This window comes from Lutibacter holmesii, assembly GCF_042679665.1.
Taxonomy (GTDB): domain Bacteria; phylum Bacteroidota; class Bacteroidia; order Flavobacteriales; family Flavobacteriaceae; genus Lutibacter; species Lutibacter holmesii.
The window spans coordinates 200,311-216,142 of record NZ_JBHTMV010000001.1; the positions used below are offsets into that span (position 1 = coordinate 200,311).

The following is a 15,832-nucleotide window of genomic DNA, read 5'->3' on the forward strand; positions in this document are numbered from 1 at the left end:
CCCTAAGGGTTTTGATAAAAATCTCCACCTCACAACTATTCGTTTCCAATTTTTAATAAAAACACAGGTAGTATTTTCACCAAAAAGCTTGACAACATTTGCCACACAACCAAGCGTACTGCTATCTTTTTTCTTTCTCTTCCAAAAAAATATATGCGCGAAGCGTATAATTTTTAATTGGAATACTATGTCAAATTTTGAACTAAAAACGCACAAAGCAGGAAGAACCTACAGCGCACCGCATTTTTTTATTTTAAACAAAGGATTGAATAGTGGCAAGCCACTAGATCAGCCTTGCCCTAATTGTTTTGTAATTACAACACCTTCAGAAGAAGACCGGGAATCATTATATTACCTATGCCTATCACTCAAAATAGGTCGATTTTTCAACTACTATTTAAAAGGAAGTGTAATTCCGTTTATATGCATAAACGATACACGTAAAGTGCTCAATACGGCCCTTCAAAACTATGAGCAACAACAATGGAAAATAAAAGTGGAGAAACTCAAAAAAATCAATGCTTTTGAAGAAAACCTACAGCAACAACTCACAACAATTTCAAAACTGAAAATTGCATTGCTGAGGTCCTAAATAAAGAACGTCATCCCGTAGATGTTACACTGAGCTTTTGACGAAGTGTTGACCTGGAATCTCATTTTAAACTGTCATTCTGAGCGCAGTCGAAGAATCTCATCCTTATAAAACGTTAAAATCATATGAAACTAATAATAGCTGGAACCCGAACCTTCACAAACTACCAAAAATTAAAACAAGCTTGCGACCACTTCCTCCAGGATCAAAACAATATTGAAATTGTATCTGGAGCCTATTACAGAGGAGCCGACAAACTTGGAGAGCAGTACGCAAAAGAAAGAGGATACAAACTCACACAATTCCCTGCAGATTGGGATACATTTGGAAGAGCTGCAGGACCAAAACGAAACCAACAAATGGCTAATTATGCTGACGCATTAATTGTCTTTTGGGATGGAAAAAGTAGAGGTGCTAAACATATGATTGAATTAGCAAAAAGAAACCATTTAAAAGTACAGGTTTGTAATTATTAGACCAAAATGACATAAATCATACTTTAAAAAATGAATTTGGTATAAATTAGTAGTACAAAAAATTGCAACTAATACAATTATCTATTTAAAATTAAAGTATTTGTTTATCTGATCAAGATAAATGATAATCTTTGATTTTGAATATGTTATAACAAGTTGTAGCCAATTAAAACGAACTAATGAACAAACAACAAACCAAGATTTTACTGACTAAAATACTTCCTAAATTCATTATAATTGCTCTCGTTATTTCTGCTATTATTGCATTTTTTGCGATTAGAATATTAGGAGCAAATGCGGAAAAAGAAGCGAATGAATTTTGGGAAAATCCTAAAAACAAAGAAAAAATTGATAAAGCAATTAATTCTAATAGTTCAATCCAAGAAAATAATTTTAAACAAGTCCGTGATATAATTATTAACACATTCGACTGGAATATTCATAAATATGATAATAGTACAAATCCTATTTCTGTTTCATATTTAACAATAAATAAAGGTCAAAATGAAATTTATGTAATGTCAATGAAAGGAGAAAGATTTGAAACCTTAAATGACTTTGCAGATTATCAAAAAAAAAGTGTTTTAGAAAACTATACAGATAATAATATAAAATTCAAAGAAAGATTAAGTACAAAATTTAAAGCTCTAGAATCATTAACTGATGTTTTTTCGATAAATCTAAAAGATAAAAACTTCAATGTTGCTTCACAAAATTTCAAATACAAAAACAATTACTATCACATCCAACATTACATTATTCAAGATTGGAAAAAAATGATAAGTAACATTCAATTAAATTAAACTATGAAAAAAAACACTTTAATTATCTTAATGCTAATTTTAGCCAACAGTTCGTATTCACAATCAACATTAAATGAAAAAGTAAACCAAATAAAAACTTTTTTTCAAAAAAATTGTCTTGCTGAATCTGAAAAAACAGTCTTTTATAATAAAGCAGAAAAAATATTAGAATTTGATGGTTATCAAGTGCCATTTATGAACATAAAAGCTGTTTATAGATTTAATGACCAATATTATAAATATAGTGATTTTGTATATTTTGAGTGTAAATTTGATAACAAATGCATAATTGACCCTAAAAATAGTGGGCATCTTGGTTTTTCAATTCCTTTCGCTTCAAAAAGTAAAGCTTATGAGTTTATAAATTTAATATCAGAACTTCGGGAATTTTATGAATAATAGAAATGATAAATGGCAAATTGAAAAACATTTTGGATGTACTTCAACCCAATAATACAGGATACGTTAAATTAAATCCTGATAAAGAAATTTATTTTGGAAATAAAAGTCAATATCCTATTTGGAAAGGAATACTAAATGATCTTAAAATCGAAATTATTTTGAAAAACTCTGACTCTTATACAATTGAAAGCTACGATTTTATTGATTTCCCAATAAGCGAAAAGAATTTAAAAGAAAAAATAGTAAATTGGATTGATGAATATATAAATGAAAAATGGAAATAACAACTGGCTACAACAATGGCTATAAGTAATTGCTTGTTTCGCCTACTTCTGAAAATCCTCGCGGATTTTCAGTTTGGTGTGTACTTGCAAAGTTAAGTGCTAATCCACACAACTACTCATAGCCGAGACCGTTGGCAATAATTATGAAATCCTGCGAAATTTTGAGAAAGTGTTCTTTCAATTTCGGTAGTTCTATTCTTTAAAATACTTTTGGAAAAAAGTATAAAATGAACAAAGAAAAAAAACTTCTAGAAAGATTTAAGAAATATAATTGGAAAGAATGTAAGCTAATTGGAAAAGTTAAATCAGTAACTACTATAAAACATAATTTAATTGAAAATTTTAGTGAATTAGTTGAGGACAATAATATTTATGAGTTAAATAAAAATGAATATATAAGTTTTAATACAAAAGGCAATGTAATTGAAAGTTCAGCATATGATAATAGAGGTATTAGGACTGTTTTATTAATTCCATCTTATAACTCAAAAGGTCAATTGAGCGATTACAACTATTATGACAATAATGACAATCTAATGTCACAATGTTTATTTGAACATCTAAAAGACGGTAATACAATAGAAGAATGGATAGATGGTAAAACTGTTATAGAATATCATTTACGAAAAAATATTATAGAACAATTAAGCTATGACATTGAAGATAATTTGGTTTGTAGAGACACTTACAAATATGACAAAGAAGGTAATCTTATAGAGTTCTGTAACGATTTGGGCAAAACCAATTATATTATAGATTTAATGGGAAACGAAATAGAAAAAACTCAATTTGATTTAGATGGTAGTCTTTGTGAACAAAAAAAATACAAATACAAATTAGATGAAAACAAAAATTGGATAGAAAAAAATGAATTTCTAATTGAAAACAATTCTGAAATACTTAAAACTATCTTTGAACGAGAAATTATATATTATGAATAAAATAAATTACAAAAAGGCATTTAAAGAGTTAATTCAAACAAGTATAGAAAATAAACAATACGTTGGATTAGGTAACCCTAATGCAAAAATATTATTTATTGGAAAAGAAGCTGGTATGCCAATTAACTCTTCAATAACTCACGGAAGTGCAGATTCTTGGATAAACCAAAACACTGATTATTCTAATAGATTTATGCCAAAAGACAATGTCAAAAACCATAGACATACTTGGCAAAAGTATCAGAAATTGTTTGACAAAATATTTAATAAAGTTGAAAACCGATCTGACAAAAAAGAATATGAAATTACATTTGTTGAAAATGTGTTTACTACTGAATTAAGTAATCTAGTAGCACCAACTACTAATAAAGCAAAACAATTGGATGGTTTTAAAACAGAATTAGAAAAGAGGAAAAAACTTTTTTGGAAAAGTGAATTTATTAACAATTTTCCAATAGTTCTTATCACTGCTTCTGACAACAAATATATCGAAACATATCCAGGGGAAGTATGTGAACTATTTAATGTTAGTTTTAATAAAGAATTAATATGTGCTAAATCTGATAAAATCTGGTTACATTATTCAAATACAAAAACACCAAAAATAGTAATTCACACTAGACAACTTACTAATGGAGCTTCTAATGAATTAATTGATAAAATTTCTGAATTAATAACAGAATTTATAAAGAAAAACTCAATAAAAATAAATGTAAAATAACTATTGCCAACAACTGGTATAAAAAAATGCTAAATTCAATAAAATAGAATGTTTCTAAAACATAAAAAAAACTTAAATTTAAACATCGGAAAATTACGTTTTCAAAAACACAACTTTTCATATTCAAACCCGTTAAAAAACAAAATGCCTGGCTAAAAATAGCTAGGCATTTTATTTGTTTCGAAACAACCGTTTCAAAGCAAAAGAAACAAAAAAACTAACTACTGCACCAATAACGGCCATTACAATAGTAAAAACCACATCGTGCAAACTAATATTGAATACAGTAGATAACAGTGTGCCCCCAAACACACCGTGTTTTAGTTGTAAATTATTCGTTGTCATTGTCTTTACTTTCAGAATCAGTTTCATTGTCAGAAACAACCGCTTGGCTTACAGCTGTAGCCACAGTTCCGGCAACAGTTAAATAAGAAGCTACAGAAATAACAATAGCAGGTAAACTAATGGGTGCTGCAATAATAACACCGCCAGCAGTGGCCAATGCAATGCCTATATTTCTTAGTTTTCTAAAAAATGTAGGAGTCTTTTTTGTATATCGAGTAGTTAATTTCATAATTTAAGATGTGATGGTTAATGTGATGGTTTCTTTTCGGTCAAATGCTTGGTAGCAACTAGAAATTATTTTTTGAAATAAAGGGGTAGATTTCAATCCTTTTCCAATTCCAGTCAATGTGGAAACTGGCGCCAAACAACCTTTCAATTCCTTTTTTGCATCATTGGCTGGGTGTATTAAAATCAAACTTCTACCAGGAACATTTTCAATCAGTAAATGATGTTTAAACTTTTTTGAAAATCGAGGTTTCAAATTGTAAACACCTTCGGGAATACAAGAAATGTTTCGCTTGTTATCTATCCAAGGTAATTCAATAACAAAACCTAAGAATTGTCCTTTATAAAAGAGGACACCATTTGTGCCCTCTTTTAAATAGGTTCTGTTTAATAATAGCGTCATTATACAGTGTCAACATCCGTTACAGATAAGGCATTGTATGAACCATTTTTCAACGGATACATTTCACCATTTACTTCTTGGTAGAACTCAATTCCCAACACCTGAATCACAGGAAGTGTAGAATTCGCAGTAATCGTTGCCGATAAATCTATCGCAGCACCTAGCGCACTGTCATACGGTAAAACCGCAGTTTCATCACTTTCAAAAGTAGAAACTTCCGCAGAAAAATCTACCTCAGCAGCTCCCATAACCATTTTAAAATGCGTTGTTCCAGTTGGTGCAGCAATACGCACACTTGGAGCAAAAGCGGCTATGCTCACAGTTGCTTCTCCAGATACACGATCAAACGCATTTACAAAAGGCGTAAATAATGTGGCGCCCAATTTCCCATTGGTGTTAAATTCAAATCCAACCAACAGATCTAAATTTCCATCGGCAACAGTTCTCAATCCACGAGCATTTGTGCTATCTGTTTTTACAATTTTCAACAAATCAGTAGTCAATCTACTAACTACTCTTTTGTCTTTTGCGTTTTGTAGCAACACACGAATTGCATTACGCAAAACTTTACCACCTTTTCCGGCAGTACCAAATTCTGCACCATTTTCACGCGTTCTTTGAAACGCAGGATCATTTGCAATTCGTGATGCTTCCACACCACCCTTTTCACGAGCCAAATGCCCGTCAGACGTTTTGTAAAAGGAAATACCTCCAATAGTTCCTTTCAACTTAATAATTCCAGTTTGTTTAGCCATACTATTTAAAATTTTTAATTCTCAACAAAGCAACTTATCTTTATAAAAGAAATCAAAAACAACAATCCGTTCATTCCGAAAAAAGTCTTTTTGATACAAATTATGGTGTATAGACAAAGTATAGGTAGTAGTAGGATAAAGTATGGATAGTGTATGAAAATGAAGATTATAAGAGCTTGCATATACCCAAAAGACATTCAATGCATCACTGGCAGAAGTGAACGCTATGGTCGTAAGCTATTAAATAAAATTAAAGTTCATTTTGGTAAAGAGAAACATCAGTTTATTACTATCAATGAATTTTCAGAGTACTCTGGTATTGAGGTGGATATCATAAATGAATACATATCAAACTAAATATATAGTTGCACAACTCCTCACAAATGATTATCTGGCTAGGAAAATGATAATTTTAGACTAAGGTATCTAAATAACGGTTTTAATATTTTAGCATAATTTATTTGGTTTCCAATAAAGGAAACCTATATTTGCATTTTTAAAAATAGTATCTCATGGACATGCTGGAGCGATTTGCAGTGACATATAAAAATGATGGATTACCTCCTTTAGTTGGGAAAATAATAGGCTTGTTATATATTAATAATCAAAAGTATTTCACGTTTAGTGATATACAAGAAGGCATTGGAGCGAGTAAAGGCGCTACTAGTAAGGCTCTTAAATTACTATTAGGTCTAAATAGAATTAATTTCAAATATTCAGATGAAAATAAAAAAAAGAGATTGTTTTTTTTAGATATAAAAGGGGTCTATTTATTTATGAAAATAGTTATGAAAAATTATAGCGACCAGAATCAATTATTAAAAGAATCATTAGATTTGCGAAACAATGAAAATGAAGAATTGAATGGTTTTATCAATGAGTCAATTAAGTTTAATGAAGAAGTTTTAGATTTTTTGAATAAAAAATCGATTCAATATTTTAAAGAATAATCATCTTATGAAAAAAATAGTTGTATTTTTTCTCTTTTTTACGTGTATATTATTTTCACAGAGTAAAAAAGAGGTTATAGTAGGTATACTTGCCGATAATTCAACATCAGAAACAAACATACTATTAGAAGAACTTAAAACGGAAGTTAAAAGTGTTCTTGGTGCAAATGTAGAGGTCAGTTTTACAAAACAATTGGATAATAATTTTAGTTTAAACACCGCTAAAACCAATTATCAAACACTTGTAGATAGTAATGCTGATGTTATTTTATCTTTTGGAACTATCAATAATATAATGTTGTATAATGAGAAGGTGTACCCTAAACCAACAATTGTATTTGGATCTATAAATAATGATTTTATGGATTTAACAGAAAAGATTAACAAGACAGAAGTTAATAATTTATCTTATGTAATTGCCCCGTTTTCATATAAAGATGATATAGAGATATTTAATTCGTTATTTGAATTTAAAAAGTTAGGTATTATTGTAGAAGAGCACGTTATAAATGAGTTACCTATTAAAGATTTATTGGATACCTATTTTTTGAATAAAAATCAAGAGTATAAGCTTATTCCAATCCCTAAAGAAGGAGAAGATTTAACCTATAGCCTTGATGATGTAGATGCTGTATATTTTGCTGGAGGAAACTATTTAGAAGAAAATAAAATAAACGCTTTAATAAAAAGTGTAAATACCAAAAAATTGCCATCATTTACAGCCTTTGGTATTAAAAATGTGGAACGTGGAATTTTAGCAACAAATCATACAGATTCAAACTTAAGTTCTTTTTTTAGACGAATCGCTTTAAATATTGAATCAATAGTTGATGGAAAAAATGCTTCAGATCTTCCAGTTTTTAAAAACTACGAGAAAAAATTAACGATTAATTATGCTACGGCAACTGAAATAAATTTCCCTCTAAGATACTCACTCATTGCTCGAGTAAATTTTATTGGAGAAAAGAATGATGATTTAAAAGATGATACATCTAAAATGTCTCTTTTAGAAATGTTAGAAGTTGTATTGGATGAAAACTTATCTCTTAAGGCAGAAAAGAAAAATTTGGACCTAGTTGATCAAGATGTTAAAAGTTCAAAAAGTAATTATTTACCAGATTTATCTGTTTCAGCTGGAGGTGTTTATATTGATCCAAAAATTGCTGAAATCTCAGCTGGGGAAAGTCCAGAATTTTCAACTTCAGGCGCTGCTGTTCTTAATCAGCTTATATATTCTGAAAGTGCTTCTGCGAATATTGACATTCAAAAAGAGCTTCAAAAATCTCAAAAAGAAATTTATAACTCGAGTCAATTAGATGCAGTTTTAAATACTTCAATAGCCTATTTTAATACACTGATTTTAAAAACAAATACCCAAATTCAAAATCAAAATTTACAGATAACCAAACAGAATTTAGATTTTGCTGAACAAAATTTTAGGATTGGTTCTTCAGGGAAGGCGGATGTATTAAGATTTAGAAGTCAACTGGCTCAAAATACACAAAACTTAATTGAAGCTAATAATGATTTAGAACAATCTTTCAATACAATAAATGAATTATTAGGTCAAAGTATGAATACCAAAATTGATATTCAAGACTTAAATATTTCTGATGATATTTTTGAAAAATACAATTATAATGAGTTTTTTGAATTATTAGACTACCCAAATCTCAAACAAAAATTTGTTGATTTTTTAGTTGAAGAAACAAAAAATAATGCGCCAGAATTGAAATCTATTAATTATAATTTGAATGCGCTTAAGCGTAATTATAAACTGTACGATAAGGGAAGATATATACCGACGGTTTCTTTACAGGGACAATACAGTTTGGCAATGTCCCAATCCGGTGCCGGTTCTTCTTACCCTGTTGGAGCGCCGAATATTCCTGATGGAACTTATAACGTTGGATTGAATGTTTCTTTACCTATTTTTAAACAAAACTTAAATAATATTAATAGACAAACTGTTAAAATTCAAGAAGATCAATTATTGATTGAACAGGAAAATACGTATTTAAATTTAGAAAAGAATATCCATGACATTGTACTGGATTTAATTAATCAAATTGCAAATATTGAAATCTCTAAAGTATCAGAGGAAAATGCAAAACAAAGTTTAGATCTTACTCAAAATGCATATAAAAATGGTGCAGTTTCAGTAATCGAATTAATTGATGCTCAAACAAATTATATACAAGCACAATTATCTAAATCATCAGCAAACTATAATTTCTTAATAACATCAATGCAATTAGAAAGAGCATTTGGATATTTTTTCTTAATGAATAACGATGTTGATAATCAAGCATTCTTCCAAAGAGCAAAACAATACATACTTAATAAAAACTAAAAATTATGAAATTCAAATCTTACATTATAATCACTTTAACTATTGTTTTTAGTTTAAGTTCTTGCAAAGAAAAGGTTAAAGAGCCTGAAGTTGTATTAAGATCTGTTAAATACCAAATTGTTGGGACTTCATCAGCTCAAAATATAAGAACATTTAGCGGAATTGCGAAAGCAGGTGATGAAATTGAACTTAGTTTTAGAAGTAATGGTATCATAACAAAATTAGATGCAAAGGTTGGCCAAAAAGTAAAAAAAGGTGACTTAATTTCAAAGTTAGATAATGTTCAAGCTAAGCTAGCTTATGAACAAGCCGTTTCATCTGTGAATACGAATAAGTCAGCAATGATTGCAGCCAAATCTAACTTAGAAAGAGTGAAGTCTATGTATGAAAATGATAGTAATTCTTTAAGCGATTATGAAAATGCAAAAAATTCTTACCAATCTGCATATGAAAGTTACATCTCTTCAATAAGAAATAGAGACATTCAACAATCACAAATTAATTATGGCTATATAAAAGCACCTACAGATGGAGTTATTGCTGCTAAAAATAAAGAGTTAAATGAAAACGTAAGTGCAGGAGAAGTAATTGTTGTTTTAAATGCAGGGGAGTCTATAAATGTTGTTGTTGGTTTACCTGAAAACGTAATTAATAAGGTGAATTCAGAAAAGGAAACAAAATTATCTTTTTCAGCAATTGAGAACGTTTCTTTTAAAGGTCATGTGATAGAAGTATCACCTATTCTTGATGCTAACTCAGCAACATACCCTGTTAAAATAGAGGTTGATAAGCCAAGTAGTAAAATTAAACCTGGTATGGCGACAAGTATTACATTTGACTTTAGTACAGCTTCAGTAGTAGAAAATGTAAATTCATTGGTTGTTCCTTTAAGTGCTGTTGGTGAAGATAAAAACGGAAATTTTGTTTTTAAAATTGAGTCTACAGATAATAAAATAGGTAAAGTAATTAAACAAACGATTGAAGTTGGTAAGTTAGATCCTTCAGGTATTATTGTTAAAGAAGGCCTTAAAAAAGGAGATAAAATTGCCACTGCAGGTTTACAAACATTACTTGATGGACAAAAGGTAAGTCTTCTAAATAATTAAAATATTGTATACATGAATCTTACACAATTTTCTATAGATAAAAACCGCGTAGTATTAAGCATACTTGCTGTTGTAATTGTAATGGGTGCAGTCTTTTATCAATCTCTGTCAAGAGATAGTATGCCTCCTTATACTATTAGAGTAGCATCAGTAGTAACCTCATTTCCTGGAGCAAGTCCGGAAAGGGTTGAAGAATTAGTAACAGATAAAATTGAAAAAGTTGTTCAGGAATTACCAGAATTAAAAAAAGTAAGTAGTACATCAAGAACAGGACTTTCAGTTGTTCAAGTAGAGCTTAAAATGGAAGTTGGCCCTGATGAGTTACAAGCTGTTTGGAATAGATTAAGAAGAAAATTATCGACTGTTCAAGGTTTACCATCTAATATAACACCTCAATTACAGGATGATGGTATTGGTGAAGTATTTGGTATTGCACTTGGAATTGTAAGTGATGGGTTTTCATATGTAGAGATGAAAGATTATGCTGATGACTTAAGAGACGATCTTATTAAATTAGAGGATGCAGCTAAAGTTGAGATTAATGGCGTTCAAGATGAAAGAGTTTTTGTAGAGTTTGATAATGGTAAGTTAAAAACGTATGGTCTAACTTCTAGTAAACTTCAAAGTATCATAAGTTCAACTAATATATTAAGCTCTGGAGGTACAATTAATGTAGAATCGCAAAGAATTATATTGGAGCCTACTGGTAATTTTGGAGAGTTAGAAGATATAAAAAGTATGTTGATCCCTATTGGGGATAATGGTCAAGTTGTAACTTTAGGAGATATCACCAATATAAATAAAGGGTATGTTTACCCATCAAAACAAAAAGTTAGAATTAATGGTAAGGATGCAATTTCTATTCATATTTCTCTAAAAGAAGGCGCAAATATTATAAAGCTAGGAGAAGATATTGATGTGTTATTAGAAAAATGGCAACAAAAACTTCCTGTTGGACTTGAGGTTTCAAGATTAGCATCAATCGACAAATACATTGATTTAAAAATTAGTGATTTTGTAGGGAATTTAGTCCAAGCAATTTTTATAGTACTAGCAGTAATGTTATTTTTTTTAGGAATAAGAACAGGGTTAATTATTGCAAGTTTAATTCCTATTGTAACCATTACAACTTTAATGATAATGGGGCTATTGGATGTTGGATTAAACCAAATTTCATTAGCAGCCTTAATTATGGCGTTGGGTATGATGGTAGATAATGCAATTGTAGTTGCTGAGTCTATAATTGTAAAAGTTGAAGATGGAATGAGTGTAAAGAAAGCAGCCATTGAATCTTGTACAGAATTATTTACACCCCTTTTAATATCGACACTTACCACTTCAGCTGCGTTCCTTTCCTTTTATATGGCAGAATCAGTAATGGGTGATATCATGGGACCAATTTTTGTTGTAATTACAATAGCATTAATATCATCTTGGATTATTGCCTTAAGTATTATCCCTCTTTTTTGTGTTTATTTTTTAAAAATTAAAAAGAAAGAAAAAGGAGGTAAGGTTAGTTTTTTAGATAAAATAATATACTTTCTAAAAAGCAAGTATAAGGATCTAATTTTACTGGCATTATCCTGGAAACGTTCGGCATTGCTTAGTATTGTTGTAATGTTCTTTTTATCATTATATGGTTTTACCAAATTAGCATTTGTGTTTTTCCCTGACAGTGATAGAAATATGATTACAATTGATGTTAATTTACCCGAAGGAACAAAAATTGAAAAAACATTAGAAACTATTAAATCTATTGAAGAGTATATAACGAAAGAGTTAAAAGTGAACGAGAGCCGTACGGATGGTATTGTAGATTGGTCAGCATATATTGGAAAAGGCCCTTCATCTTATGACTTAGGTTATAATGCAGATGAAGCGAATTCTAATTATGCGCATATTTTAGTGAATACCTCTACTTTTTTGATAAATAATGAAATGGTTAATAAATTGGATTCTTATTGCTTTTCAAATTTTCCTAATGCAGATATAAAAGTTGGACTATTAGGTTCTGGCGGTGGAGGAACTCCAATTGAAATAAAAGTTTCAGGGGATGATCCAGATAAACTAGCTAGTATTTCTGAAGAAATTAAATCAAAACTTTTTTTAATTGAAGGAACGAAGAACATTAAAGATAATTGGGGACCAAAAGGTAAAAAAATTGTTATTAATATAGATCAAAGTAAGGCACAAACAGCAGGTGTTACAAATAAAGATATTGCAACTTCATTGCAAACTGTTTTAGATGGGTTTACGGCTGGTGAATATAGAGAAGGTGATAAAACAATTCCAATTATTTTGCTTAATAATAAAAGTAAACAGCAGTCACTATCTTCAATAGAGTCATTAAATGTGTACGCTCAAAATTCAGGGAAGAGTATTCCTTTATTACAAGTTGCCACAATTGAACCATATTGGCAATACTTAAAGATTAAAAGACTTAACCTGAACAGAACTATAAATGTTTCTAGTGAATTAACAGATACAGGTAATGCTTCAGATATTGTTGCAGAAATAACCCCTTGGTTAATTGAACAAAGTGAAAATTGGGGTAGTGATTATACGTACAATTTAGGTGGAGATGCTGCAAATTCAGCTGAAAATATGGGAGCAGTTGCTAAATATTTACCAATTTCGGCGTTTATCATTATTATGTTACTTATCATTCAATTTAATTCATTCAGAAAGACGATAATGATTGTTAGTACAATTCCGTTGGGTGTTATTGGAATGGTTATTGGGTTGCTAATTTTTGGAGTACCTTTTGGTTTTATGGCTTTTTTAGGTGTTATATCATTAGCAGGTATTGTAATTAATAATGCTATTGTTTTAGTAGATAGAATTGAGATTGAAGAAAATGAGTTGAAACGTAAATCTCAAGACGCCATCATTGCTGCGTGTTTACAACGATTTAGACCAATTTTATTAGCAACTTTTACAACGGTCTTAGGTCTAGTGCCTTTGTACCTTGGAGGAGGTGAAATGTGGGAGCCAATGGCTGTAACTATTATGATTGGGCTTTTATTTGGAACCGTAATTACGTTATTATTCATCCCTGCATTTTATAGCATATTATATAAAGTAAACTATAATGGATATAAGTTTAACGAAGAATTGTTAGGTTAATATTGTTTTGTAGGTGATTTAGCTTAAAAGTTTAAAACATAAATAAGATGATGGATAACCTCTTTTTAAACAGATATAAGATATTCTTTTTTAGTCAGATAGCTGTATTATTTGGCTCATTATTGTTTCCTTCTATTTTTATTAATGATTTAGTATCTACTATATTATTCCAAATTAATTTGTTAGCAGGAATACTACTTTTGTCAAAAAAGAAAAAACTAATGTGGTTTTCAATTTCAGTTTTAATTATAACCACGGTAATTCTAACGTCTAATATTATTAAAAATGAAAATGGTTTGATGTTTAATTTTATAAAAATGTCAGCATATTTTCTGTTCTATGCATTGGTCACAGTGGAATTAATAAAACAAGTATGGAAATCTTCGGTAGTAAATGGGAATGTAATTATTGGATTAATAAGTGGTTATATATCAGTTGGTTTACTTGGTTTTTTTATTTGTATTTCAATTGAAATGATTTCTCCTGGTTCTTTTCTTGGATTTACAGAAGGTGGTACATTAACTGAAAATGCAATGTACTACAGCTATATTACGTTACTTACAATAGGTTATGGAGATTTATTACCAGTGTCTTCTGCAGCAAAAAATGCAGCTATTCTTATTGGGTTAACAGGTCAAATCTACTTGGTGGTTATCACAGCAATAGTAATTGGAAAGTATATTGGTCAAGCAAAAATAGTAAATAAGGATCAATAGGGAATTCATTGAAAATTTCTATCTTAGAAAATATTTAGCGCGTAATTTGAGGTTTGGCATTATTGGATATGTAGTTTTATCAAAACACATTATTACATATTTAATAGGAATTTCTTTATGAATGAATCAAGTAAATTTTAATTATGAGATATATAAACCTAGTAGTGTTGGTCTTGTTAATTGTTTCTATGAATGTTTATTCACAAGAAAATAATGAAGAATTGTTTTATTCAATTGAAGAAAACGAATATATAAAAGATTGGTTTTCTCAGGAAGTTGAAAGTATGCAGATGACAGATGATGTAAAGGAAGCATATTACGATGTAATTATAAAATATACTTCGAAAATGGATGAATTAGGTGATGAAGAAGAAAATTATTCAAGTGAAGATTTCAGAGTGAAACTTTCAAGTATTGTAGATGAAATGAATTTAAATATGAAAGAGGTGCTTACAACCAGTCAATATAAAATTCATGAAAAAAATTTTAAATTAATACTTTGGAATATTAAAATTAAAAAAGGTTGGGAATAAACTTATAAAAGTGAATAATTTCCTAAATGGTTTTTATTTCGTGAAAAATTATTCACTAGAGATATGAATTCTATTTAATTGAACTGTTTTGCCAGACATACAAATAGTTGCCACCTCCTTTATTTCTTCATAATCAAAAGATACTTTTAATCCATTTGATTTTTCAAAATTAAATTCTCTAATATTTAGTGGGTTTAAAAGTTGGCCATTATCTAATTCAATTAACCAGGTACAACCACTCAAATCTGACATGTCAATTAGTTTCCCATTAACAAAATTATGATGCCCACTTTTTGAAATACAAGAAGAAAAAGAAATTACTGACAAGGCTAAAAGTGTGTTTAAAATATTTTTCATAATCTAAATTATTTTACTTTATGAATAATTCCATCATAACAAATCGTACTTCTATTACTTCCAAATATAGATAAGGAGGCTGTTCCACCTATGTAAACTTCTAGCATTATATTGAATGCTTCTAAATTTTTATAACCTTTAAATTTGATGCTGATTTTTTTCTTAACATCGTTATAAAATACTTTATAACTTTCAATTGCATTGTTTATTTTTATAGACCCGTTACCGTAGTTTCCTGCATTTGAATGAAGAACTCCAAAATAAGGTAAAAAAGTATTTACACAATCATTATCAATTTTTAAATAATCTCCTTCTCCCTTTATGCTAATATTTGCACCGCCCATTGGGTTAACCTTTTCAGCTTCAAAAATATATGATTTAGATTCAATCAAGTTAATCATATTTAAATACTCTGCTTTAGCCTTAGTTTCTTTTATTTTTTTAAAAGAGAACTTTCCCTTAATTGAATTTTTTATCAATGGTAAAAACAATAAAAAATCTTTAAAATCTCTTTTCATAATAAATATATTTTTGTGTTATTTTTTAATAGGTAGTTTAGAAATTAATTTCTAATGGCAAAAGCTGCAGCGGAACCTAAACCTTCCATAGTTGCATTCACTTTGTGGAAAAATGTTTTTACTTTATTTGTTACATTAAAAGGATTAATTGTAATTATCAAAGCTTTCTCAATTTTGTTTGTAGTTCCTGTTTGTATCATTTTAACTTGTGCTTTCATAATGTTTG

Annotated in this window: 20 protein-coding genes; 13 read left to right on the forward strand and 7 right to left on the reverse strand. The window is 29.3% G+C overall.

The window, feature by feature from the left end; genetic code table 11:
- Positions 1–187 precede the first annotated feature (187 nt).
- The 7 genes from ACFQ5N_RS00840 (at position 188) to ACFQ5N_RS00870 (ending at position 4,219) form a co-directional block, all read left to right on the forward strand.
- On the forward strand, positions 188–592 hold the full coding sequence (locus ACFQ5N_RS00840; protein WP_386806936.1) for a DUF6943 family protein: 405 nt from the start codon (positions 188–190) through the stop codon (positions 590–592).
- Between the two features lie 125 nt (positions 593–717).
- On the forward strand, positions 718–1,068 hold the full coding sequence (locus ACFQ5N_RS00845; protein WP_386806938.1) for an SLOG family protein: 351 nt from the start codon (positions 718–720) through the stop codon (positions 1,066–1,068).
- Between the two features lie 179 nt (positions 1,069–1,247).
- On the forward strand, positions 1,248–1,871 hold the full coding sequence (locus tag ACFQ5N_RS00850; RefSeq protein WP_386806939.1) for a hypothetical protein: 624 nt from the start codon (positions 1,248–1,250) through the stop codon (positions 1,869–1,871).
- A 3-nt stretch (positions 1,872–1,874) separates the two neighbouring features.
- On the forward strand, positions 1,875–2,270 hold the full coding sequence (locus ACFQ5N_RS00855) for a hypothetical protein (RefSeq protein WP_386806940.1): 396 nt from the start codon (positions 1,875–1,877) through the stop codon (positions 2,268–2,270).
- Positions 2,271–2,290: 20 nt separating this feature from the next.
- Positions 2,291–2,557 carry a hypothetical protein gene (locus tag ACFQ5N_RS00860; protein WP_386806942.1) on the forward strand — a complete coding sequence of 89 codons (267 nt, stop codon included), beginning with the start codon at positions 2,291–2,293 and terminating at the stop codon, positions 2,555–2,557.
- 227 nt (positions 2,558–2,784) lie between these two features.
- Entirely contained in the window at positions 2,785–3,498 is a 714-nt protein-coding gene (locus ACFQ5N_RS00865) for a hypothetical protein (protein WP_386806943.1), read from the forward strand.
- Positions 3,491–4,219, forward strand: a complete 729-nt coding sequence (locus ACFQ5N_RS00870) for a hypothetical protein (protein ID WP_386806944.1) — start codon at positions 3,491–3,493, stop codon at positions 4,217–4,219. Before ACFQ5N_RS00865 ends, ACFQ5N_RS00870 begins: the two co-directional genes overlap by 8 nt.
- Positions 4,220–4,390: 171 nt before the next feature.
- Here ACFQ5N_RS00870 and ACFQ5N_RS00875 read toward each other — a convergent pair whose 3' ends face one another.
- From ACFQ5N_RS00875 to ACFQ5N_RS00890, 4 genes are read right to left on the reverse strand one after another with little or no spacing between them, the layout of a single operon-like run.
- Positions 4,391–4,564, reverse strand: a complete 174-nt coding sequence (locus ACFQ5N_RS00875; protein WP_386806945.1) for a hypothetical protein — start codon at positions 4,562–4,564, stop codon at positions 4,391–4,393.
- Positions 4,551–4,793, reverse strand: coding sequence for a hypothetical protein (locus tag ACFQ5N_RS00880; protein ID WP_386806946.1), 243 nt, complete (start codon positions 4,791–4,793; stop codon positions 4,551–4,553). Before ACFQ5N_RS00880 ends, ACFQ5N_RS00875 begins: the two co-directional genes overlap by 14 nt.
- Before the next feature lie 3 nt (positions 4,794–4,796).
- Positions 4,797–5,192, reverse strand: coding sequence for a DUF5675 family protein (locus ACFQ5N_RS00885; protein WP_386806948.1), 396 nt, complete (start codon positions 5,190–5,192; stop codon positions 4,797–4,799).
- Positions 5,192–5,947: a hypothetical protein gene (locus ACFQ5N_RS00890; RefSeq protein WP_386806950.1), complete on the reverse strand. Its 756-nt coding sequence runs from the start codon at positions 5,945–5,947 to the stop codon at positions 5,192–5,194. Before ACFQ5N_RS00890 ends, ACFQ5N_RS00885 begins: the two co-directional genes overlap by 1 nt.
- 512 nt (positions 5,948–6,459) lie before the next feature.
- On the opposite strand from ACFQ5N_RS00890, the gene ACFQ5N_RS00895 reads away from it, so the two are divergent.
- From ACFQ5N_RS00895 to ACFQ5N_RS00920, 6 genes are all read left to right on the forward strand, one after another.
- A complete protein-coding gene (locus ACFQ5N_RS00895; RefSeq protein WP_386806952.1) occupies positions 6,460–6,897 on the forward strand; it encodes a GbsR/MarR family transcriptional regulator in 438 nt (145 codons plus the stop codon).
- Positions 6,898–6,904: 7 nt separating this feature from the next.
- A complete protein-coding gene (locus tag ACFQ5N_RS00900) occupies positions 6,905–9,250 on the forward strand; it encodes a TolC family protein (RefSeq protein ID WP_386806953.1) in 2,346 nt (781 codons plus the stop codon).
- A gap of 5 nt (positions 9,251–9,255) precedes the next feature.
- Positions 9,256–10,356, forward strand: coding sequence for an efflux RND transporter periplasmic adaptor subunit (locus ACFQ5N_RS00905; RefSeq protein WP_386806955.1), 1,101 nt, complete (start codon positions 9,256–9,258; stop codon positions 10,354–10,356).
- Positions 10,357–10,368: 12 nt separating this feature from the next.
- Positions 10,369–13,482: an efflux RND transporter permease subunit gene (locus tag ACFQ5N_RS00910; RefSeq protein ID WP_386806957.1), complete on the forward strand. Its 3,114-nt coding sequence runs from the start codon at positions 10,369–10,371 to the stop codon at positions 13,480–13,482.
- 317 nt (positions 13,483–13,799) lie between these two features.
- A complete protein-coding gene (locus ACFQ5N_RS00915) occupies positions 13,800–14,198 on the forward strand; it encodes an ion channel (RefSeq protein ID WP_386806958.1) in 399 nt (132 codons plus the stop codon).
- A gap of 143 nt (positions 14,199–14,341) precedes the next feature.
- Entirely contained in the window at positions 14,342–14,731 is a 390-nt protein-coding gene (locus tag ACFQ5N_RS00920) for a hypothetical protein (RefSeq protein ID WP_386806959.1), read from the forward strand.
- Positions 14,732–14,779: 48 nt separating this feature from the next.
- On the opposite strand, the gene ACFQ5N_RS00925 is transcribed toward ACFQ5N_RS00920, so the two are convergent.
- The 3 genes from ACFQ5N_RS00925 to ACFQ5N_RS00935 are packed head-to-tail and all read right to left on the reverse strand — an operon-like array spanning position 14,780 to position 15,824.
- Positions 14,780–15,088, reverse strand: coding sequence for a hypothetical protein (locus tag ACFQ5N_RS00925; protein WP_386806960.1), 309 nt, complete (start codon positions 15,086–15,088; stop codon positions 14,780–14,782).
- Between the two features lie 8 nt (positions 15,089–15,096).
- Positions 15,097–15,606, reverse strand: coding sequence for a DUF4251 domain-containing protein (locus tag ACFQ5N_RS00930; protein WP_386806961.1), 510 nt, complete (start codon positions 15,604–15,606; stop codon positions 15,097–15,099).
- A gap of 44 nt (positions 15,607–15,650) precedes the next feature.
- Entirely contained in the window at positions 15,651–15,824 is a 174-nt protein-coding gene (locus ACFQ5N_RS00935; protein ID WP_386806962.1) for a hypothetical protein, read from the reverse strand.
- Positions 15,825–15,832: the final 8 nt, after the last annotated feature.